General features: G+C 53.4%; 20 protein-coding genes and 2 riboswitches. Of the genes, 17 read left to right on the top strand and 3 right to left on the bottom strand.

From position 1 onward, the window contains the following. Positions 1 to 172: 172 nt before the first annotated feature. From cobT to ACFQO0_RS15405, 3 genes are read left to right on the top strand one after another with little or no spacing between them, the layout of a single operon-like run. Positions 173 to 1,213: a nicotinate-nucleotide--dimethylbenzimidazole phosphoribosyltransferase gene (gene cobT / locus ACFQO0_RS15415; protein WP_382236360.1), complete on the top strand. Its 1,041-nt coding sequence runs from the start codon at positions 173 to 175 to the stop codon at positions 1,211 to 1,213. A 6-nt stretch (positions 1,214 to 1,219) separates the two neighbouring features. Further along, positions 1,220 to 2,044 carry an adenosylcobinamide-GDP ribazoletransferase gene (locus tag ACFQO0_RS15410; protein WP_382236357.1) on the top strand — a complete coding sequence of 275 codons (825 nt, stop codon included), beginning with the start codon at positions 1,220 to 1,222 and terminating at the stop codon, positions 2,042 to 2,044. A gap of 8 nt (positions 2,045 to 2,052) precedes the next feature. After that, the gene (locus ACFQO0_RS15405) at positions 2,053 to 2,607 is read left to right on the top strand and encodes a histidine phosphatase family protein (RefSeq protein WP_382236354.1); all 555 of its coding nucleotides are present in this window, start codon (positions 2,053 to 2,055) and stop codon (positions 2,605 to 2,607) included. A gap of 66 nt (positions 2,608 to 2,673) precedes the next feature. Here the strand turns inward: ACFQO0_RS15405 and ACFQO0_RS15400 are convergent, their stop codons facing one another. Next, positions 2,674 to 3,471: a BUD32 family EKC/KEOPS complex subunit gene (locus tag ACFQO0_RS15400; RefSeq protein WP_382236351.1), complete on the bottom strand. Its 798-nt coding sequence runs from the start codon at positions 3,469 to 3,471 to the stop codon at positions 2,674 to 2,676. A 130-nt stretch (positions 3,472 to 3,601) separates the two neighbouring features. Beyond that, a riboswitch (cobalamin riboswitch) is annotated at positions 3,602 to 3,821 on the top strand. A 135-nt stretch (positions 3,822 to 3,956) separates the two neighbouring features. Here ACFQO0_RS15400 and ACFQO0_RS15395 point away from each other — a divergent pair. The 14 genes from ACFQO0_RS15395 to ACFQO0_RS15330 all read left to right on the top strand — a co-directional run bounded on the left by ACFQO0_RS15395 (position 3,957) and on the right by ACFQO0_RS15330 (position 19,226). Continuing rightward, complete coding sequence (locus tag ACFQO0_RS15395; RefSeq protein ID WP_382236348.1) at positions 3,957 to 5,969, top strand: TonB-dependent receptor family protein; 2,013 nt, start codon at positions 3,957 to 3,959, stop codon at positions 5,967 to 5,969. A 232-nt stretch (positions 5,970 to 6,201) separates the two neighbouring features. Beyond that, positions 6,202 to 6,419: riboswitch (cobalamin riboswitch) on the top strand. A 147-nt stretch (positions 6,420 to 6,566) separates the two neighbouring features. Then, complete coding sequence (locus ACFQO0_RS15390; protein ID WP_382236345.1) at positions 6,567 to 8,441, top strand: TonB-dependent receptor plug domain-containing protein; 1,875 nt, start codon at positions 6,567 to 6,569, stop codon at positions 8,439 to 8,441. A gap of 118 nt (positions 8,442 to 8,559) precedes the next feature. Further along, positions 8,560 to 9,609: a FecCD family ABC transporter permease gene (locus ACFQO0_RS15385; RefSeq protein WP_382236342.1), complete on the top strand. Its 1,050-nt coding sequence runs from the start codon at positions 8,560 to 8,562 to the stop codon at positions 9,607 to 9,609. 8 nt (positions 9,610 to 9,617) lie between these two features. Then, positions 9,618 to 10,406: an ABC transporter ATP-binding protein gene (locus tag ACFQO0_RS15380; RefSeq protein WP_382236517.1), complete on the top strand. Its 789-nt coding sequence runs from the start codon at positions 9,618 to 9,620 to the stop codon at positions 10,404 to 10,406. A 23-nt stretch (positions 10,407 to 10,429) separates the two neighbouring features. Continuing rightward, a complete protein-coding gene (gene cobO, locus ACFQO0_RS15375) occupies positions 10,430 to 11,065 on the top strand; it encodes a cob(I)yrinic acid a,c-diamide adenosyltransferase (protein ID WP_382236339.1) in 636 nt (211 codons plus the stop codon). Positions 11,066 to 11,144: 79 nt separating this feature from the next. Further along, positions 11,145 to 12,452: a cobyrinate a,c-diamide synthase gene (locus tag ACFQO0_RS15370; RefSeq protein WP_382236336.1), complete on the top strand. Its 1,308-nt coding sequence runs from the start codon at positions 11,145 to 11,147 to the stop codon at positions 12,450 to 12,452. Continuing rightward, complete coding sequence (gene cobU / locus ACFQO0_RS15365; protein ID WP_382236514.1) at positions 12,449 to 12,997, top strand: bifunctional adenosylcobinamide kinase/adenosylcobinamide-phosphate guanylyltransferase; 549 nt, start codon at positions 12,449 to 12,451, stop codon at positions 12,995 to 12,997. Before ACFQO0_RS15370 ends, cobU begins: the two co-directional genes overlap by 4 nt. A gap of 12 nt (positions 12,998 to 13,009) precedes the next feature. Further along, positions 13,010 to 13,960 carry an adenosylcobinamide-phosphate synthase CbiB gene (gene cbiB / locus ACFQO0_RS15360; RefSeq protein WP_382236333.1) on the top strand — a complete coding sequence of 317 codons (951 nt, stop codon included), beginning with the start codon at positions 13,010 to 13,012 and terminating at the stop codon, positions 13,958 to 13,960. Beyond that, on the top strand, positions 13,953 to 15,002 hold the full coding sequence (gene cobD / locus ACFQO0_RS15355; protein ID WP_382236330.1) for a threonine-phosphate decarboxylase CobD: 1,050 nt from the start codon (positions 13,953 to 13,955) through the stop codon (positions 15,000 to 15,002). The genes cbiB and cobD overlap by 8 nt, the downstream gene beginning before the upstream one ends. Continuing rightward, complete coding sequence (locus ACFQO0_RS15350; RefSeq protein WP_382236327.1) at positions 14,999 to 15,907, top strand: cobalamin-binding protein; 909 nt, start codon at positions 14,999 to 15,001, stop codon at positions 15,905 to 15,907. Before cobD ends, ACFQO0_RS15350 begins: the two co-directional genes overlap by 4 nt. 63 nt (positions 15,908 to 15,970) lie before the next feature. After that, positions 15,971 to 17,407 carry a cobyric acid synthase gene (locus tag ACFQO0_RS15345; protein WP_382236511.1) on the top strand — a complete coding sequence of 479 codons (1,437 nt, stop codon included), beginning with the start codon at positions 15,971 to 15,973 and terminating at the stop codon, positions 17,405 to 17,407. 183 nt (positions 17,408 to 17,590) lie between these two features. Continuing rightward, entirely contained in the window at positions 17,591 to 18,205 is a 615-nt protein-coding gene (locus ACFQO0_RS15340) for a ParA family protein (protein WP_382236324.1), read from the top strand. Then, positions 18,202 to 18,720, top strand: coding sequence for a DinB family protein (locus ACFQO0_RS15335; protein WP_382236321.1), 519 nt, complete (start codon positions 18,202 to 18,204; stop codon positions 18,718 to 18,720). Before ACFQO0_RS15340 ends, ACFQO0_RS15335 begins: the two co-directional genes overlap by 4 nt. A 128-nt stretch (positions 18,721 to 18,848) precedes the next feature. Continuing rightward, a complete protein-coding gene (locus tag ACFQO0_RS15330) occupies positions 18,849 to 19,226 on the top strand; it encodes a PilZ domain-containing protein (RefSeq protein WP_382236319.1) in 378 nt (125 codons plus the stop codon). 32 nt (positions 19,227 to 19,258) lie between these two features. Here the strand turns inward: ACFQO0_RS15330 and panC are convergent, their stop codons facing one another. Together panC and ACFQO0_RS15320 are read right to left on the bottom strand one after the other, a co-directional pair. Then, positions 19,259 to 20,098 carry a pantoate--beta-alanine ligase gene (gene panC / locus ACFQO0_RS15325; RefSeq protein WP_382236316.1) on the bottom strand — a complete coding sequence of 280 codons (840 nt, stop codon included), beginning with the start codon at positions 20,096 to 20,098 and terminating at the stop codon, positions 19,259 to 19,261. Positions 20,099 to 20,188: 90 nt separating this feature from the next. Beyond that, positions 20,189 to 21,046, bottom strand: coding sequence for a segregation and condensation protein A (locus ACFQO0_RS15320; RefSeq protein ID WP_382236508.1), 858 nt, complete (start codon positions 21,044 to 21,046; stop codon positions 20,189 to 20,191). Positions 21,047 to 21,066 lie beyond the last annotated feature (20 nt).

Here is a 21,066-nt window from a genome sequence, read left to right as displayed (position 1 = left end):
GCCTACACTGCAGCTACTTTTTATTTGGCCGCGGATTTTCTGCTGTATCTACTTCTATGTAGAAGGGGAAGCCTGCATGCACAAGCATGCTGTTTTCAAGTCGGCGGCGCAGATTGTTATCAACCTGGTAGTTTCTTTCAAGGATCGTGCGCCTCGCGGGGGCACGCCAAGCATGACTTTTTCTATCCCTTTTACCCATGATGCCGCCCTGGATAATGCACTTGATGCGGCGATCAATAACAAAACCAAGCCGCTGGGCAGCCTTGGCATGCTGGAGTCACTCGCCAAACAGATAGGCTTGATCCAGCAGACCACGCAAGTCAGCATCAAGGATCCTGCTCTAATCGTGTTTGCCAGCGATCACGGCGTGGTTGCCGAGAATATCTCCGCCTTTCCGCAAAGCGTGACCTGGCAAATGGTGGAAAATTTTCTCGCCGGTGGCGCAGCGATTAACGTCTTTGCACGTCAAAACAAGTGCGCGCTGCATATCGTCGACGCTGGCGTGAAGCATGATTTTGGTGTGCGCGATGGTTTGCTGGATCGCAAAGTGGCGCACGGCACACGCAATTTTGCGCAAGGCCCGGCGATGACGGCCGAGCAGTGTGCGGATGCGATGCAGCGCGGTGCAGATCTGGTCGCAGGTTTGTCAGGCAACGTCATTGGCTTCGGTGAAATGGGTATAGGCAATACGACTTCTGCCGCAGCCCTCATGCACGCGATCACAAAAATTCCGGTGGCGGAATGTGTAGGTGCTGGTACCGGATTGGCCCCTAGCGGCGTACAGCACAAGCAAAAAGTAGTAGAGGCAGCGGTCGCGTTTCATACGCCTGTCATATCAACAGGCGAACCTATGGATATTCTCGCCACATTCGGTGGTTTTGAAATCGCCATGATTGCAGGCGCCATGCTGGCGGCGGCCGAGCGCCGGATGGTGATACTGATAGATGGTTTTATCATCACGAGTGCTTTGCTGGTCGCCGCGCGTATGCAGCCTGCGATACTTGATTATTGTTTGTTTGCCCATTGTTCTGACGAACGCGGCCATCAACAAATGCTGGCGTATCTGAAAGGGCGTCCGTTACTGCAAATGGGCTTGCGTTTAGGTGAAGGCACCGGTGCAATACTGGCATTACCGTTGTTGCATGCATCGGTCAACTTCCTCAATGAAATGGCAACTTTCGATTCGGCCGACGTGAGTAAAAAGAGCGCATAAAAAATAATGGAACCGAATATTTTTGTGGGGACAAGTTGGCGTGCGCGCTGCCTGCAGTGTGGCGTCCATCAATTGCGTTTGTTTTTCATTGCGCTGCAATTTTTTACCCGTATTCAAATTCCGCGCTGGGTAGGTTTTGACGAGCGCTGGCTACAGCATGCATCACGGTATTTTCCCGCGGTCGGTATTGTCGTTGCACTGGTATCGGTACTGATTTATGTCATCGCTTCATTGTTGTGGACGCAATCGATTGCGGTGTTGCTATCGACGATAGCCGGTATTTATCTGACCGGCGCTTTTCACGAAGACGGTTTTGCCGATACCTGTGATGGTTTTGGCGGCGGCACCAGCAGCGAGCGCGTACTCGAGATCATGAAGGATTCGCGCATAGGCGCATACGGTGCAATCGGAATCGGTTTGATGCTGGCCTTGAAATGGATGACCCTGTCCAGCCTGCCCTCGCCAGCGGTCGTCGTTGCTTTGCTGATTGCGCATCCGGTTTCACGGCTGGCGGCAATCAGCCTGGTGTGGCGCATGGATTATGCAAAGGCGAACGGCAAGGCGAAACCAATTGGGCAAGAGATGTCTAATGGAGAGTTTTGCATCGCTACTACGACGACCTTGCTGCCCATAGCGCTACTGTGCCTGACCGGCTTGATGTCTGTGCTTGCGGTCGTTGCAGGCACACTGTTTGCTGCGCTTGCAGCATTATGGCTGGCACGTATGTTCCAGCGTCGTATCGGTGGTTATACCGGCGATTGTCTCGGTGCAGTGCAACAAGTTGCCGAAGTTGCTTTTTACCTGGGTGTGCTCGCCACCATTGCCTATTGAGGAGCTGTATGCACCTTTATCTCGTTCGCCATCCACGGCCCATCGTCGCAGCCAATACCTGTTACGGGCGCACTGATTTAGCTGTGGCAGCGGAGGAGGTTGCCTTGGCGCATGCATCCTTGTTGCCGGTCCTGCCCAGGAAGGCCATGCTGTTTTCCAGCCCTTTGCGTCGCTGTACGGAACTGAGTGTCAGTCTGGCAGATACGCTGGATTGTGCGGCGCCAACCTATGATGAACGCCTGGCAGAAATGCATTTTGGCGATTGGGAAATGCGTTCGTGGGATGACATTCCGCGTGCATCGGTCAACGCTTGGAGCAATGACATGGTCGGTTATCAACCTGGCGGCGGCGAGAGTGTGCTGCAGGTTGCGCAACGCGTGCGCGCGTTTCGCGATGAACTGACTGAACTGAATATCGAACACGCCATCGTAATTTGCCATGCCGGCATCATCCGCTTGCTGGCCGCCTGCGAACACGGTTTGTCGATTCCCGAGATGGCGCTGTATGCAGCGCAAAAACCGCACAAGATACGCTATGGCGAATTGCTGGTGGTGGATTGCTAATATTATTGTTGCAAGACTCTTGAGGCAATGATCTGAGCGCTGATTTTCAATACTGTCAACACACGATCAAGATGCTTGCTTGCCCTCGCCATGCTGTTTGGCCGCAAGATGCAAAACTTCCGCTGCTGCCTGCGCTGAAATAACATCTCTTCCCCATGGCTTGCGTTCGCTTGGCAATATTCGCAGCCAGCTGAATGCACGCGCTGCACGCATCACTTCACGCTGCACATCTATCTCATCCTGCTTTAAATAACGCAAAAAATGCTGTGCAATCTGCGACGCATCCATATTCAAAATATAGGCGCTTGAATGCAGATACAAGAGCCAGTCGCGCGCCTGTGCCGCAGCCAGCGGCATGCTCCTGCTGGGATCGTCTTCAAAGTCGATGAAGCTCACCGTACCTTCGTGCCAGATCATATTGCGCGCAAAGCACTGACTGGCATTTTGCCCCAAGCTATGCAGTTGCAAAATCGCCTGCAAGCCGCTTTCCCAATAGTGCAAAAACTTTTCAGGTTCTTGTCGCAACAACTGATCAATCGAGGTTTTACCGAGAAAAGAAATTGCAAACCATTGCGGCGTTACTTGCAATACTTCGGGAACTGACACGCCTGCATTGGCCAGCGAACGCAGACGCGCGACTTCAATAGTCTGCGCTGCGCTGCCACCTGGCGCCGGTACAGCGCGCAGCATTGGTTGACGCAAGACTGCAGCAAGAGTGTTCAGTACCGGATAACCCCAGTGCTTGAGCGGTGCTTCCAGGCGCTTGACGATGATAGGGCGATCGTCAACCTGCAGCAATGCGGTGCGGTCGGACGTGAGCGCTAGTTGCGCATCGATCGTTTTTATTTGTTCGGGAGTAAACATGCAATGACGGTGTGGCCGGGCAAGGCTGGATTATAGACCAGCGCCAGGCACCGGCTGCAATCTGTGCGCAGTAAATAGACGAGTAATTACATGAAAAAATGACTACGGTTGCCCCGTGACAGTGCGCACCGTACAATGGCGCAGTTTTGGTGCTCGCGGTCATGTCCATGTCCGCAGTTAAACGGGAAACACGAAGCCGTCAGGCTAACGTGTGCTGCCCCCGCAACGGTAAAACAAGCGTCACGATCATGATGTGACTAATCCTCTTTCGAGACCACTGTGCAGCATGCATGGGAAGGTGAGAGGGTTTGCTTGTCAGCCCGGATACCGGCCAGAGCAGGTGAAAGTAATGCGAACGGGGAACGTCGCAAGTGCGCGTCTGCTGCAATTGTAAAACGTCTGCTTGTACTGATCGTTCTTGGACCATTCTTTCGTTGAATTCGACTCGCGGGGATGCAAGTCGGGTGCTCCTTATTCAAGAAGACATGATGAAATCCGTAACACCCATTCGCAGCAGCGCTGCATGGAAGCCGCTCGTACTGTTTTCCGCCCTTGCCACATTGGCTTTTCCAGTCATCGCTCAAACATCAATTGATCAAACTCTGGCACCGGTGACGGTTTCTGCATCCCGTTTTGAAAGCGTGGACGCGCCAATTGGTGCCACCGTCATTACGGCACAGCAAATTCGCGATTCTGGTGCAGGCAGTATCAATGAAGCGATTCGAAAAATAGGTGGTGTGTTCGGACGTCAAAATCTAAGTGGCACGACTGACTCTTCGCTGGATTTGCGCGGTTTCGGTGCCAATAGCGATCAAAATGTAGCGATTTTTGTAGATGGAATACGCATCTCGGAAAACGAATTGACGACGGCGATGATGTCAATTATTCCGATCGAATCAGTTGAGCGTATCGAGATAGTTCGTGGCGGAAGCAGCGTTTTGTATGGTGAGGGTGTGACCGGTGGGACGATTCAAATCATCACTAAACGTGGGGGAGCGAACATGACGCACGGCTCGATTGTTGCTGAAGCCGGAAACTTCGGCTATCAGGAACTACGCACTTCGCTGACGAAGGGTTGGGATAATTTTTCCATCAATGCCAATTTGGGAGCTTTGCGGACTGATAACTATCGCGACAACAACGATTTGAGGCAGGAAAATTTTAGCGGGGGCATGCAATGGGCGTCTAAAGAAAGTCGATTCGGCGCACGCGTCGATGTTATTCGGCAGGACGCCCGCTTGGCCGGAGCGTTAACGCCGGAACAGTACAAGCAAAATCCGCGTCAAACAGTTACGCCATTCGATTTTGGCTCTATCGATTCTGAACGCTACACGTTGTTTGGTGAGCGTAATGTTGGAAACGTTCAGATTGCTGCAGAGCTGTCGCATAAGGATAAAAAAGGGGATTCATTTTACGTTGATGATTTTGGTGGTAAATCGCTTGGAAGTTTCATTGGTGAAGTGACGCAATTTTCTCCTCGCGTTAAATACGTAACTAATTCCAGTACCGTAAAAAATGAACTGGTGATCGGAATGGATTTCTCGGATTCCGATCGCAGCCTCGATAATGTGTACAGATCGACCTTTCCGGATTCTTTGTCAGGTTCAAACACATCACAACAGTCGGCAGCAATTTATGCACGTGATGAAATTCGATTTGGCAAGGCGCGTATCGCTTTTGGCGCGCGGCATGAAAAATTCAATCAGGATTATGAGAATAAATTTGACGCCACCAAAAATTACGACACATCGTTTTCTTTAAATGCGTGGGATTTGCAAGGTTCTTATGAAATCGCACCAGCGGTAAATATATTTGCCAGGGCAGGTAAAAGTTATCGCGTAGCAAATGTAGATGAAAATTCCTACTCGCTAAACAATATACGACTGAAACCACAACGTTCGAATGACCTAGAATTGGGCACTTCCATAGGTAATGGTACCCGCAAGATTACGGCCAAAATATTTCGCAACAATTTAAGCGACGAAATATTTTTCAATCCGAACGTGTCTGGGCCGCTTGGCATGGGCGTCAACGTCAATCTAGATAAAACAAAGCGCCAGGGCATTGAACTGGAAGCAAGCAGCGATTTGTCGGATTCCCTAACCCTATCGGCAATTGTGCAGCATGTCGCTGCCGAATTCAGATCTGGGCTAAACGACGGCAAAGAATTGGTTCTGGTACCAAAGAACATTGCGACATTTCGTTTAAGCTGGCTGCCGAAAAATGGTCAATCGGCGGACGTGGGTGTGCAGTGGGTTGATTCGCAACGTTATGGGAGCGATTTCAACAATACATGTGGTGTGAATATTCCTTCTTATACGACGCTTGACGGACGTTACGCAATAAAGATTGGTGTATGGGAATTCGCACTAGTGGGCGCTAATTTGACTGATAAAAATTACTACGGGCAGGCATTTGGTGACTTTAATAGCTGCAAAAACGGCATTTATCCGAATACCGGTCGTGCAATCAAGTTCACTGTTCGTATGGATTTCTGATACTAGATAGACATTAATTTTAGGAATCCGCCGCGCATGCGATGCTGACAGATATTTCGGCATTTTCTGCTCGCTTTTCTTCCGCTGCAACTTGCGATACTTTGTTCCTATTGCCTATCGAGCATCAAGCTTCTATCTCTCTCAGTAAATAGAGCAAGCCGTGTTGTGGTGGTGATGGAACAGCTTGTTTAGCTACGTATTTTTCGTAGTTGCCGCAAGCTGTTGCTAGCCGTACAATGTCGCCAGTTTTGGTGCTCGCAGACATGTTCATGTCTGCAGTTAAACGGGAAACACGAAGCCGTCAGGCTAACGTGTGCTGCCCCCGCAACGGTAATCAAGCGTCACTTATCGGTGACAGGTTGTCTCTCAAACCACTGTGCGTTTATTGCATGGGAAGGTGAGGCCATCATGCTTGCAAGCCCGGATACCGGCCAGGACAGGTGGAAATGCTGCGACGGGGATCTTCGCGACGCGATTCGCGCACGTCCTGGTTACCCCGGCTCCTGTCGTCTCGGTCGTTGATTCTTTTCCTGTATTTCTTTTCAATTCAGCCTGCGGGGAAGCGGGCTGGGTGCTGTGTTTCTACGAAAAGTAATCATGACTTCATCCGCTTTACGGCGCACAAAAGTGGCTATTCCGCCGCTCGCCATCGCATTATCCATTTCTGCCGCATTCTCTCCGTTCAGTCTGGCACACGCCTCGACTGAGTCATCGTTGGCACCGGTGGTTGTAACGGCTACGCGTACCGCGCAAAAAGCCGGTGATGTGCTCGCAGATAATATTGTCATCACTGCAGAAGAAATCGCCGCTTCCGGACAAACCTCTTTAGTTGATTTACTGCAGACAAAACGTAGTTTGGAAATCAAAAGAAACGGTGGGGCCGGGAATGATGCGGACATTTATATACGCGGGGCAAATGGCAAACAGACGATATTGTTGATTGATGGCGTCCGTAGTGTTTCATCCACGTCAGGAACGCCAAGCTGGTCCTCCATTCCGCTATCGCAAATCGAACGCGTAGAAATTGTAATGGGGCCTCTCAGTACCATGTATGGCGCCGATGCCGTTGGCGGGGTGATTCAGGTGTTTACCAAAAAAGGCAGTGGCGCTCCACGTTTGTCATTTTCTGCTGGAGCGGGAACATATGGCGAGCAGGTGGTGAGCGCAGGCGTGTCAGGTTCGACCGAGGGAGACCATCAAATACGCTATTCAATTAATACAATGCACGAGGAAGCGGATGGATTTTCTTCTCGTGTTGTGGCCGGGCAAAATCCGGACGACGATGGCTATACCAAACGTAGCGTGAGTGGTCAATTCTCATTGGCACTGGCCAAAGGGCAGGAAATCGGCCTGACATTTTTAAATAGTGAAAACAACGGCGAGTATGACAGCGGAGCATCTGCATTCAATGCGCGCATTGTCAGTGACGTTGATGTGTATTCTGTTTATTCCCGCAATCAAATCAATGCGAGTTGGAACAGCTTGTTACAGGTTTCCCGTTCTTATACAAAACAGCAAAACTATACATCGGCCAAACCAGCAATCAATAATTCGAAACAGGATCAGATTAGCTGGCAAAACGATTTAAACATTGGTACTGACCTGCTGCAGTTGCTGCTTGAGCACCGCGAAGAAAGTGTCTTCAACCCTAGTCAGCCAAAACAGAATCAGAGCCGCGATACAAATTCGCTCGCACTTGCCTATCAATTGAACGCAGATTCGCATTTGGCGAGTACAAGCATCCGCTACGACGACAGTTCCGTATATGGTTCCAATTTGACTGCCAGTGCGGGCTATGGTTATCGTTTGACGAAGGAGTTAAGAGTAAGTGCTAGCCATGGAACCAGTTTCCGTGCACCTACGTATAACGAACTTTATTTCTCACCTAACTTTGGTAACCCGAACGCACGGCCGGAAAAAGGTAAAAATACAGAAGTCGGTATTTACTATGACAACGGTCAATCTGATTTTAGCATCGCTTATTACTATAATCAGATCACAGATTTGCTGATTACAAAGACACCATGTCCTGTTGCTGGCCTTGGTACAAGTTGCACTTCTAACGTGAACGATGCTTTATTGAAAGGCGTATCGTTAGGCGCCTCGACTAAAATTGCTGATTTCCGTTTATATGCATCACTCGATTGGCAGGATCCGCGCGATCAGACGACGAACAAGTTGATCGAACGTCGAGCACGCACTCATGGAACGGTTGGTGTCAGCCACGCACATGGTTTGTTCAAATCCGGCGCTGATGTAATCATTTCAGGCTATCGCTATGATGCTGCCAACGAAACCAAAAGAATGGGCGGCTATGCATTACTCAACTTGCATGCCAGCTATGACTTGACGGAAAACTGGCAGGTGTTTGGCCGATGGAACAATGTTTTTAATAAATACTATGAACTTGCACAAACATATCAAACGCCGGGTTCCAATGCATTTGTCGGTGTACGTTATGGTTTTAATTAAGCCTTTGTAAAATGGCGTCTGGTTATCGAGCGCTTGATGTGTCGCGCATGCCGGTTTCGGAAATTCTCCAAGAGTGCATGCGCGAATTTTATGAGAACCACTGAATGATTTTTTCACCATGAGCACGATGGCAGATCGCGCTGCCAGCACTCCCAGACCGCAGGGACGCAGGCGCGCATGGACTGTTTTGTCTATGCTGGTCTTTATCGCCTTGTTGAGCGTGCTGATTGCGTGCGTCGTCGGTTCGGTGGCCTTGCCCGTGCAGGACGTGTTGTCCGCGATGCGCGAGCTGACGCAGGGAACGACTTCTACGATGGCGGCGACGCTGGTCGATTTGCGGCTCAGTCGTGCCTTGTCCGCGTTTGTGACGGGCGCGACGCTGGCGCTGGCTGGCGTGATGATGCAGGCATTGTTACGCAATCCCTTGGCCGAGCCATATGTGCTGGGGGTTTCCGGTGGCGCGGCAGTTGGCGCACTGGGCGCGATGCTGTTGTTTTCGATGAGCTGGTCTATTGATGTCGCCGCTTTTGCTGGTGCGATGACTGTATCGGTCATGCTGTATTTGCTGGCGCAGCGCGATTTGCGCGGCAGTGTCAATTCGGATGGCGGTGCACCATTGTTGCTGTTGACCGGCGTGATTCTCGCATCCGGCTGCAGCGCATTGGTGGCCTTGATGTTGTCGATCGCACCGGATAATCGCCTGCGCGGCATGGTGTTCTGGATGATAGGCGATTTGTCGGGTACGCAATTCCGCTGGCTGCCATGGATCGTATTGATAGGCGCCTTGATTTTTGCCACGCGCGCTGCACGCGCAATCAATGTGATTGCATTGCATGCAGAAGCTGCCGTCACCCTGGGCATCAATGTTGCAAGATTCCGCATAGGTTTGTTTTTATGCGCAGCCTTGCTGACGGCGAGCGCAGTCAGTAACGCAGGTAGCATCGGTTTTGTCGGCTTGATCGTGCCGCACGCATGTCGCTTTGTGTTGGGGCCGGATCATCGCATTCTTTTGCCTGCCGCTGCATTGGTAGGTGGTGCATTTCTGGTGTTGGCGGATACGCTGGCACGCAGTGTCGTAGCGCCGCAGCAGTTACCGGTCGGTGTCATCACCGCAATCATCGGCGTACCGGTCTTTCTGCTGCAGTTGCATCAGTTGAGGAAGCGCTGATGCACGCCATGATGTACACGGATAAATTGCAGTTGCGTATTGCCGATCGTTTATTGGTCGATGCGCTGGATTGGCATATCGGTCCGGGCGAATGCTGGTGCGTGATAGGTCGTAATGGTGCCGGTAAAAGTACCTTGTTGCGCGCCTTGGTTGGCTTGCGTCCAGCCGAAGGCGGCTCGATTGCCTTGAATGGTCGTGCACTGAAAGATTGGCCCTTGCAGGATCTGGCACGTCAGCGTGCGTTTCTGCCGCAGGGCAGAAGCGATGCCTTTGCCTATCGCGTGATTGAGACAGTCCTGACTGCACGTCATCCGTATCACGAGTCCGCCTATTGGGAATCGGATGCTGATTATGTGGCAGCCTATTCAGCGTTGCAGTTGATGGACGTCAATGCCTTGGCCGATCGCGATGTGCGCTCCTTGTCCGGTGGTGAACGGCAACGCGTGGCCATTGCCGCGGTATTGGCGCAGGACACACCTTTGCTACTGCTGGACGAACCGACCAGCGCACTCGATCTGGCGCATCAAGTCAGCATCATGCGTTTGCTCGACACACTATGTCGCGAGCAAAGTAAATCTGTCGTCATGGTCAGCCATGATTTAAACCTTGCGCATAGCGTGGCAACCCACGCCTTGTTATTGATGGGCGATGGCCGCTGGCATGCGGGCAGCGTGGATGAAGTCATGCAGGCACCGCTGCTCAGTGAATGTCTGGGTCATCCCATCGAGATAGTCAAACACGGCGAGCGCACCATTTATCTGGCGGGCGATAAAGAACAAGAAGTGAAGCAGAAGTGAATCTGAAGTGAGGAAGAGTGAATATGAGTGAACATCAAAGCAGCGCAGATAAAGATGTCGATGGAGTGACCGAACGTCATAATGCCCGCATGGCGCGCAAGAAAGAAGTCATCGATAAAAAAATCGAGGCGGCCAGGCGTGAGGCCGGCGTACTTGTTATTACCTGCGGCAACGGCAAGGGAAAAAGTTCCAGCGCCTTCGGCATGGCCGCGCGCGCACTTGGGCACGGGATGAAAGTCGGCGTCGTACAGTTCATCAAAGGTGCGATTGCAACCGGTGAAGAAAACTTCTTCCGCCGTTTTCCGGATGAGATCAGTTTCCATGTGATGGGCGAAGGCTATACGTGGGAAACGCAAAACCGTGAACGCGATGTCGCCAATGCAGAAATCGCATGGCAGCGCGCCAGGGAATTATTGAGCGATCCTACAATCGGCCTGGTCGTACTGGATGAGTTGAACATCGCATTGAAATACAAATATCTCGATGTGCAGCGCGTCATCGCCGATGTGCAGGCGCGTCCTGCGATGCAGCACGTGGTGATTACCGGCCGCGGAGCGCCGCCGGAATTGATCGCAGTGGCAGATACCGTCACTGAGATGCAGCCGATCAAACACGCGTTTGCTGCCGGTATTGCGGCGCAAGCTGGCGTGGAGTGGTAACCATGCACCCCAGCTCCGCCATATTCAAAATCATGGTGATAGAACCATTGGCAAGCGCCCACTTGGTGAGCAAAACATCATGAGCAGCGCACGTATTGTATTGATTTCAGCGATTGCCTCGGGCCAGGGCAAGACCACGGTCACTGCCGCGCTGGCACGCAAGTTGATCAAGCAGGGTTTGCGTGTGCGTGTTTTCAAGACAGGTCCCGATTATCTTGACCCGATGATCTTGCAAAGGGCGAGCGGTGCCGAAGTGTATGCACTCGATTTGTGGATGGTTGGTCTGGACGACTGCCGCAGATTATTGGCCAAAGCCGCTGCCGAAGTTGATGTCATCCTGATCGAAGGCGTGATGGGTTTGTATGACGGCAACCCGTGCTCCGCTGATCTTGCGCGCGCATTCGGCGTGCCGGTTGTGGTGGTACTCGATGCCGCCAAGATGGCGCAGACTGTCGGCGCAATCGTGCTGGGTCTGCAGCAATACGGCCCGGTAGAAATGGCCGGTGTGATTGTCAATCGGGTAGCCAGCGCTTCGCATGCAACGCAGATTACGCAGGGCATACGCGATATCCGCTTGCTGGCGACTATGCCGAAATTGCAGGCGTCGCTGCCTGAGCGTCATCTTGGTCTGGTGCAGCCGGATGAAATTGCAGAGGTTGACCAGATACTCGATCAGCTTGCCGATCAGATCGATCTGGATATGAATGCATGGAATAGCATCCCGCCCATCATGTTGGAACAGAGTCTTGCTGCTGCGCAGACTCAACCTACTGCGCAACTTCTCGCCGGGAAAAATATCGCGATTGCGCGTGACGCTGCCTTTGCCTTTGTCTATCACGCCAACCTTGAATGTCTGCGAGCAGCGGGTGCGCAGCTGCACTTCTTTTCACCGCTGAATGATGAGCCGGTTCCGGCCGATGCAGATGCGGTGTATATCCCGGGTGGCTATCCCGAACTGCATTGTGCAAGCTTGTCGGGGGCGCAACGCTGGCAGAATTCCATGCGCGATGCGTATGCGAAGGACGTACCGATACTCGCAGAATGCGGCGGCATGATGGTGGTGGCTGAGACGCTCAAGGATGCGCAAGGCAAAGTCTGGCCCATGGTCGGCTTGTTGAAGGGTGAAGTGGTCATGCAGACCAAGCTGGCCGGGCTCGGCATGCAGGCGCTGGAAACCCTTGACGGTGAGCTGCGCGGCCATGCATTCCACTACTCGACATTGATCACCGATGCAGAACCCATTGCGCAAACGGTGAAACGATCGAATGGTGCGCAGGGCGAGGCTGTATATAAGCAGCGTGCACTGACCGCAACCTATTTCCACGCGTACTTTTCATCGTGTCCGGCGGCGATGGCGCGTATCTTTTCGAAAGATGAATTGAGCTGATGCGTACACTCATCATAGGCGGAGCGCGCTCCGGTAAAAGCGCATATGCAGAACGACTGGCGGTCGCCTCCAGGAAGCGCATTGTCTACATCGCGACCGCTCAGGCTGGCGATGATGAAATGAAGAGTCGCATTGCGCATCATCTCGAGCGCCGCGATGTGTACTGGACCACGGTAGAAGAACCCATCGAGTTGGCGCGAACTATTGAGAAACATAGCGGGACGGACACGCTTGTTCTTGTCGATTGCCTGACGGTCTGGCTTTCCAATCTGCTGTTTTCTGAGCCGAGAAACTATCCCGATGTGGGATTGATAGAGCCGCCTCCGGCTTTCCAGTATCAACGCGCATTATTGCTGCAGGCCTTGGACAAGGCCAAAGGCGGCGTGATCCTGGTATCGAATGAGATCGGGCAGGGCGTGATACCGCAGGGCGCGCTCTCGCGCTGGTTCGTCGACGAATCCGGCCGCTTGAATCAGGATGTTGCTGCAGTGTGTGATCGCGCCATATTGATCGTTGCCGGCTTGCCGGTCGTGCTCAAGGGTTGATGTGAGGCTGATGTGTTGATGGATTTGTCATTCGCTGCAATTGCGATCATGGTATTGCTGGGTGTGCTGCTCGACATGCGCCTGGGCGAAGCAACGCGCTGGCATCCGTTGGTCGGATTCGGCAATCTTGCCATTCGGCTCGAAAGAATTCTCAACACAGGTAGTCACCGTTTTAAGCGTGGTGGATTGGCATGGCTGCTGATCGTGTTGCCGTTCGTTGTGCTGACCTGGGGCCTGACATTCTGGTTGGCACGCTTCGATATGTTGATTGCGTTTGCCGTACACGCATTGCTGCTTTATTTTTGCCTTGGATTACGCAGCTTGCGCGATCACACCTTGCCGATTGCGCATGCATTGATGGATGACGATTTGCCGCAGGCGCGTATCTTGACTGCGCGCATCGTCAGTCGTGACACCACGCAGGCAGAAGACTCCGATCTGGCCAAGGCGGGCGTCGAATCTTTGCTGGAGAATGGCAATGATGCCGTGTTCGGCACGCTGTTCTGGTTTGTACTTGCCGGCGGCCCGGGCGCGGTATTGTTTCGCCTAGCGAATACGCTGGATGCAATGTGGGGTTACCGCACGTCGCGCTTTAACGATTTCGGTTGTGCTGCCGCCCGCATCGACGATGCATTGAATTTTATTCCGGCGCGGCTGACCGCCTTGTCGTATGCATTGCTGGGCAATACACGGCTGGCATGGCAATGCTGGCGCACCCAAGCTGCCGCATGGTCCAGCCCGAATGCCGGGCCAGTGATGTCTGCCGGCGCAGGCGCCTTGAATATTTCAGTCGGCGGTGCGGCCATTTACTATGGTGAAGTTGAACAGCGCCCGCCGCTAGGCAGCGGGCCGCTTGCAAGCGGCAAAGATATTGCGCGTGCATGGCGGCTGGTGGCGTTGACGACGGCATTGTGGGTCGCAGTAATTTGCCTGATCAGTGTTGCCGGAGCTTTCCATGCTTGAGCACGGCGGTAATCTGCATGATGCGATAGGTCGTTACCAGCGTCCGCGCGAGGATTGGCTGGATCTGTCAACTGGCATCAATCCGCAACCGTATCCGGTCCCTGCCATTGCGCCTGACGCCTGGCATCGTTTGCCGGAGCCGAGCACGGCACTCCTAGATGCGGCGCGACACTATTACGGCGCGCCACAGTTGCTGCCCGTCGCCGGTACCCAGGCCGCCATTCAGGGCTTGCCCCGCTTGCGTTCCTACTCAAAGGTCGTGGTTGCCGCACCGTCTTATGCAGAACATGCATTTCAATGGAGACGGGCAGGGCATGCGGTAAGCGAAGTGCCGTATGCGCAACTGGCATCGGCTGTCGATGATTGCGATGTGATGGTGGTCTGCAATCCGAATAATCCCACCGGTGCATCTGTCCCGGCCGACGTTCTACTGCGGTGGTCGTCGCAGTTGGCGGAAAAAGGGGGATGGCTGATCGTCGATGAAGCATTTGGCGATGTCACGTCGCAAACAAGTGTTGCTGCGCACACAGGCAGCGCGGGCTTGATCGTTTTACGTTCGGTCGGAAAATTTTTCGGATTGGCCGGTGTGCGTTTGGGCTTCGTCGCAGCGCATGCCGAACTATTAACGAAGCTGGCTGATCTGCTGGGCCCATGGGCTGTCAGCGGCCCTGCGCAGCAAATTGGGTGCGCGGCGTTGTCGGATCGCGCATGGCAGCTTGCGATGCGTCAGCAATTAGAGGATCAGGGGCAGCGTCTGCAGTGTTTGCTGGCGACGCATGGCATTGCATCCACCGGATGTGCGCTGTATCAATACTGGCCGCAGTTAAGGCCGGCCGAGTTTGCCGAACGGATGGCTGCGCATGGTGTCTGGATCAGGCATTTTATGCATGGCGTGCGCCTCGGCTTGCCACCGGACGAAGCAGGCTGGCAAAGGCTGCAACACGCACTGTCTGCATCAATGGCGGTAACACCGGCTGCACAAGATTCTTCACAAAATTCTTCACAACATCCATCAACGGACATTCCACAGGATATTGAATGAGTATTCATTTTGCAAAAGCGGCGGCGGTAGTCCTGATGTTGATTGCCGGCGCGGCAAACGCTGTCGTCAGCGTGCAGGACGATGGCGGCAATACCGTGACCTTGGCGCAACCGGCACAACGCATCGTATCGCTGGCACCGCATGCAACGGAATTGATTTTTGCTGCCGGCGGTGGCGAACGGATAGTCGGTACGGTGGGCTATAGCGATTATCCTGCGGCGGCATTGAAAATTCCACGTGTCGGCAGTCATCAGCAAATCGACGTCGAGCGCATCATCGCCTTGAAACCCGATTTGTTGGTGGTGTGGTTGCATGGCAATTCAGAGCGTCAGCTTGAACATGTGCGCAAGCTGGGCATTCCTTTTTATTTCAGCGAGCCGAAGAAACTGGCTGATATTCCGACCAGTGTCGAGCGGCTGGGTGTCTTGATGGGGACCGAGCAAAAAGCCAGCAAAGTTGCCATCGCCCAGCGCGCCGAACTCGCACGTCTGGACGCGCAGTATCGCCATCGTCCAACCGTACGCATGTTTTATCAGGTTTGGGGCAAGCCGCTGTATACGCTCAATGGCGGAAACATCATGAGCGATGCGATTCGCCTGTGTGGTGGCGAAAACGTGTTTGCCAAACTGCCGATTCCTGCGCCGACGGTCAGCATCGAATCCGTGCTGCTGGAAAATCCGGAAGTGATGATGACCGGTGACAGGCAGGCAGAAAAATCAGGTGGCCTGGAAATGTGGAAGTCTTACCCGAATCTGCTGGCGGTAAAAAAAGACAATCTGTTTTCCGTCGATGCCGATCTGGTGAATCGTGCCGGGCCGCGGCTGATAGAAGGTGCCGCCACGGTGTGCGAAAAGCTGGAACTGGCACGCAGCCGCCGTACTGCAAAATCAATTGTTCAACCGTGATTTACCCACCAGCGAAACAGCAACCGTGAAACCGCAGCCGTGAAATTTCCTTTCCATACATTGATGGTGCAAGGCACCACGTCTGACGCCGGCAAAACCACGCTGGTTGCAGCACTTTGCCGCTTGCTGGCGCAGCAGGGGGTGAAGGTCGTTCCGTTCAAGCCGCAGAATATGGCATTGAATAGCGCCGTCACCAGCGATGGTGGAGAAATCGGGCGGGCCCAGGCTTTGCAGGCTATCGCTGCCGGTTTGCCGCCGCACACCGACATGAACCCGATTTTGCTCAAGCCATCCAGCGACACCGGTGCGCAAGTGATCATTCACGGCAAGGCGCGCAGCGACATGAATGCGCGCGACTATCACGCCTACAAGCCGATCGCCATGCAAGCGGTGCTGGAATCGTACGGACGCTTGCGGACTCAATATGAGGTCGTTTTGGTGGAAGGTGCCGGCAGTCCGGCCGAAGTGAATCTGCGCGATCGTGATATCGCCAATATGGGTTTTGCCGAGGCGGTCGATTGCCCGGTGATCCTTGTGGCGGATATCGATAGAGGCGGCGTGTTCGCCCACATTATCGGTACCTTGGCTTGCCTGTCAGAGAGCGAGCGCACACGCATGATCGGTTTTGTCATCAACCGTTTTCGCGGCGATATCAGCTTGCTGGAGCCTGGGCTGCGATGGCTGGAAGAACAAACCGGCAAACCGGTGCTGGCCGTGCTGCCTTATCTGCACGGTTTGTTTCTCGATGCCGAAGATGCGGTGGAACAAACGCAAGTCGCACGCGGTGCTTTTCGCGTGATTGTGCCCGTGCCGCCGCGCATCAGCAATCATACTGACTTCGATGCGCTGCGCGCGCATCCGGATGTCGATCTGCAATTGATCGGGCAGGGGCAGCCGATTCCGCCAGCTGATCTGATCATCCTGCCGGGCAGTAAAAATACGCGTGGCGATCTGGACTGGCTGATTGCGAATGGCTGGCGTGAGGCATTGATTCGTCATGCACGTTACGGCGGCAAGGTCATCGGCATCTGTGGCGGTTATCAAATGCTGGGCAAGACGATAGACGACCCGCAAGGGGTGGAAGGTACAGCCGGTATTTCGCAAGGGCTGGGTTTGCTGGATATCACGACCGTGCTGACGCGTGAAAAACAGTTGGAGCAGGTCCAGGGTATGTGTGCGTTTGCCGACAACGATGCAGCGGTTAGCGGCTACGAAATCCATATGGGCGTTTCCGAAGGGGATGCGCGTTCGCATCCTGCTTTCATGATCGCCGGCCGACCCGAAGGCGCCCGTTCTGCCGATGATCAGATTCTCGGAAGCTATCTGCATGGGATGTTTGATACGCCGTCTGCCTGTTCCGCCTTGTTGCGCTGGGCCGGACTGGACAGCGACGTCACGGTAGATACCGCAAGCTTGCGCGAAGCCAGTCTGGACAGGCTCGCACAAGCAACGCAGCCGCTGCTGGATGCTTTGTGCGCACTGGACGATTCCACGACCTGATTTCCCATTCGTCTGGCGCCATCGGTGCCGCTTCTGACGTCTATACAACAGGCTTGTTACGAACCTTCCTGGCAGGATTGACCTTGCAATGCAGCATGATATTCTTGCTGCTGAATCAGCGAGAGGCAGACTGCAGGCTGGTTTAAAGTGAATCGCCAATAACAACGCCAAAAGGGGAATTTCATGCCAGTCATCGTCATCGCCAATCCGAAAGGTGGCGTCGGCAAGAGTACGTTTGCCACCAATCTTGCCGGATATTTTGCCTCGCAAGGACACCAGGTCATGCTGGGCGATGCGGATGTACAGCAATCGTCGCGCGCATGGCTGGCATTGCGTCACGCATCATTGCCGGCGATTCGGCCATGGGAAATCGAAGACGGGCATGTCGCCAAGCCACCCAAGGGAACCACGCATATCGTGCTGGATACGCCTGCCGGATTTAGCGGCAAGCGCTTCGATAAAGTCATGCAGATCGCCGACAAGGTGATCGTTCCGCTGCAACCATCTATCTTCGATATTCTGGCGACGCAGGAATTTTTGCAAAAGCTGAAACAAACCAAAGGCAAGTTTGAGCTTGCTGTGCTCGGCATGCGGGTCAACGCGCGCACGCGTGCAGCGGATCAACTGACGCAATATGTGAACGGGCTCGGTATTCCGGTGCTTGGTTTCCTGCGCGATACACAGAATTACGTGCAGCTCGCAGCAAACGGCGCGACGCTATGGGACGTTGCGCCTTCACGGGTAGAGAAAGATATGGATCAATGGCGGGATCTTTTGCACTGGCTTGAGAAAAAATGATTTCACCTGAATACGCGCAGCTATTGGCGCGTTACAACTGCTGGATGAATGAAAAGGTCTATGTCGCCAGCGAGCAACTGAGCGATGCGGAACGCAAGGCCGATCGTGGCGCATTCTTTAAATCTATACATTCCACCTTGAATCATCTGGTGTGGGGCGATGCGATGTGGCTGGGGCGTTTCACCCAAGGTACGACGCTGGAAAGAGCGATGCCGACCACCTCCGGCAATGTCGATTTGCATGCTGAGTGGGATGCATTGAAAGCAGCACGGATAGCGTTGGATGAAGAACTGATCGTCTGGGCTGCGAGTCTTGATGCCGCATGGCTGGCTGGCGACTTTTCCTGGTATAGCGGCATGACTAAAACCACCCGCAGCAAGCCATCCTGGCTATTGGTTACGCATATGTTCAATCATCAGACGCATCATCGCGGACAGATAATGACTTTGTTGTCCCAACAAAAAATTGATCTCGGTGCGACCGATTTAATGATGATGCCGAATCAAAATCGATAAAGATTATTTGTGTAATCTGCAGCATCTGCTTGCTCAAGCATCTTTAACATTCGAACCTTACGTTGTCATCAAATCGTCATGCTGACTCCGTAGCATTCATGACTACTCCCTTTTGAGAAAGAGTCATCATGAGTGCGCATGCGATGCTGGCTGAACAGGATTCAAGGCGACAAGAACCTCGTTATGTATTTCGTCGTCGCGGCTTGATGACGACCGATGACGCGACCATACAGATACGTACAATAGATGTGTCTGTGCAAAGTATGGCGGTTATGAGTTCGGCGCCCATCAAGGCAGGGAAGGTATGTTCCATCGTACTGGACGCCGTCGTCGGCGCACGCATCGTGCAGCTGCAATTTTCCTGCAAGGCGATTTATTGCATATTGGCTGGTACCGAAGGTTTTCGTACCAGTCTGCATATCGATGGGAATATAGAAGCGCACAAGCAGCAATTACAAAAAATCATTGCAACATGCTCATCCGTATCCCTGGCTGCGTCGAACTGAAAAACAAGACAAAGCCAGGGTCGAGCCCGGAATTAGATTTCCAGGTTATCAATCAGGCGCGTAGCACCCAATTTTGCGGCGGCGAGCACGACCAGTTTTTCACCTTGCGCCATATCGCCGGCTGTAGGCGGTTGCAGGTTGGCGCGCTTGCGTATGGAAATGTAATCGGGTTGCCAGCCGCGTTGCTTGAGGTCGGCCATGGCCTGGCGTTCCAGCTCGAAAATATCCAGATGGCCACTACGTACTTCGTTGGCTACTGCGTTCAGGTTTTTGAATAGCGTCGGTGCTTCCGCACGTTCTTCTGCCGACAAATACATATTGCGTGACGACAGTGCCAGCCCGTCTTCGGCACGATAGGTTTCGGCTGCGATGATTTCGGTCGGCAATGCGAATTGCTTGGACATATTGCGCACGATCATCAACTGTTGGTAATCCTTCTTGCCAAACACCGCCACGCTGGGCTGCACGCAGGAAAACAATTTCAACACGATGGTGGTCACACCGCTGAAAAAGCCGGGACGGAATTCACCTTCCAGCGTATTGCCCAGATCATTCGGCGGTTGCACACGGAACTCTTGCGGCTCCGGATACAAATCCTTTTCTGTCGGCGCGAACAGGATGTAGACACCTTCTTTTTCCAGCTTCTCTACATCAGCCTGGAAAGTGCGCGGATATCTGTCGAAGTCCTCGTTAGGACCAAACTGCAGGCGATTGACAAAAATAGATGCAACGACCGGGTCGCCGTGCTTGCGCGCGAGCCGCATCAACGATAAATGACCATCATGCAGATTGCCCATGGTAGGGACGAATGCCGTGCGTAACTGGCCGCGCAAATGATCGCGCAATTCTTCGATACAGGAAATGATCTTCATAAAGCTGTCTGAATGAGGGTTGGTTGCGCGTCAGATGCTGGGCACAAAAACGAAATGATGGAAGCGATTGCGGTATGAATGGGAAAAAGATCAGCTAGGTGCGTAAGCCAGGCGCACATAAATCGGTGCGAATGGTTCGGCCTGCGTGATCTCGATCAGTGTTTCCTTGGCGAGTTCCAGTAGCGCGACGAAGTTGACGACCACGACGGGCACGCCACGCGAAGGATCGAACAGATCTGCGAATTCGACAAACTTGGTCGATTGCAGGCGGCGCAAAATAGACGTCATGTGTTCACGTACCGACAATTCTTCGCGGCTGATCATGTGATGCGCGGTCAGTTTTGCGCGCTTGATCAGATCGGCCCATGCGGCTTGCAGATCGACGACTTCGACTTCCGGCCAGCGCGTGACGATACTCTGTTCGATATAGACCTGCGTGCGCACATAGTCGCGGCCCAGTTGCGGCAAGGCGTCGATTTGCTGCGACGCCAGCTTCATTTGTTCGTATTCGAGCAGGCGGCGTACCAGTTCGGCCCGCGGATCGGCAGCTTCTTCGCCGGTGTCGGCTTTGCGTACCGGCAGCAGCATGCGCGATTTAATCTCGATCAGCATCGCTGCCATCAACAGATATTCGGCGGCCAGTTCAAGGTTGTGCAAGCGGATCTGATCGACGTATTGCAGATACTGCTTCGTTACCTGCGCCATCGGAATGTCGAGGATGTTGAAGTTCTGCTTGCGGATCAGGTAAAGCAAAAGGTCGAGCGGACCTTCGAAAGCTTCGAGGAAGACTTCCAGCGCATCCGGCGGAATATACAAATCGGTCGGCATGCGGAACAACGGTTCGCCGTACAGGCGCGCATAGGCGACGCCATCGATGACATCCGGCGTGCTATCCGGTCTGCCATCGACCACAAGATCGGGCGCACTGGAAGGCAAGTGCGCCAACATTGTGTTCGGCCCGTTGCTCA

This window comes from Herminiimonas aquatilis, from assembly GCF_042665175.1.
Taxonomy (GTDB): Bacteria; Pseudomonadota; Gammaproteobacteria; order Burkholderiales; family Burkholderiaceae_D; genus Oxalicibacterium; species Oxalicibacterium aquatilis.
This window is presented reverse-complemented; position numbering and strand designations above follow the sequence as displayed.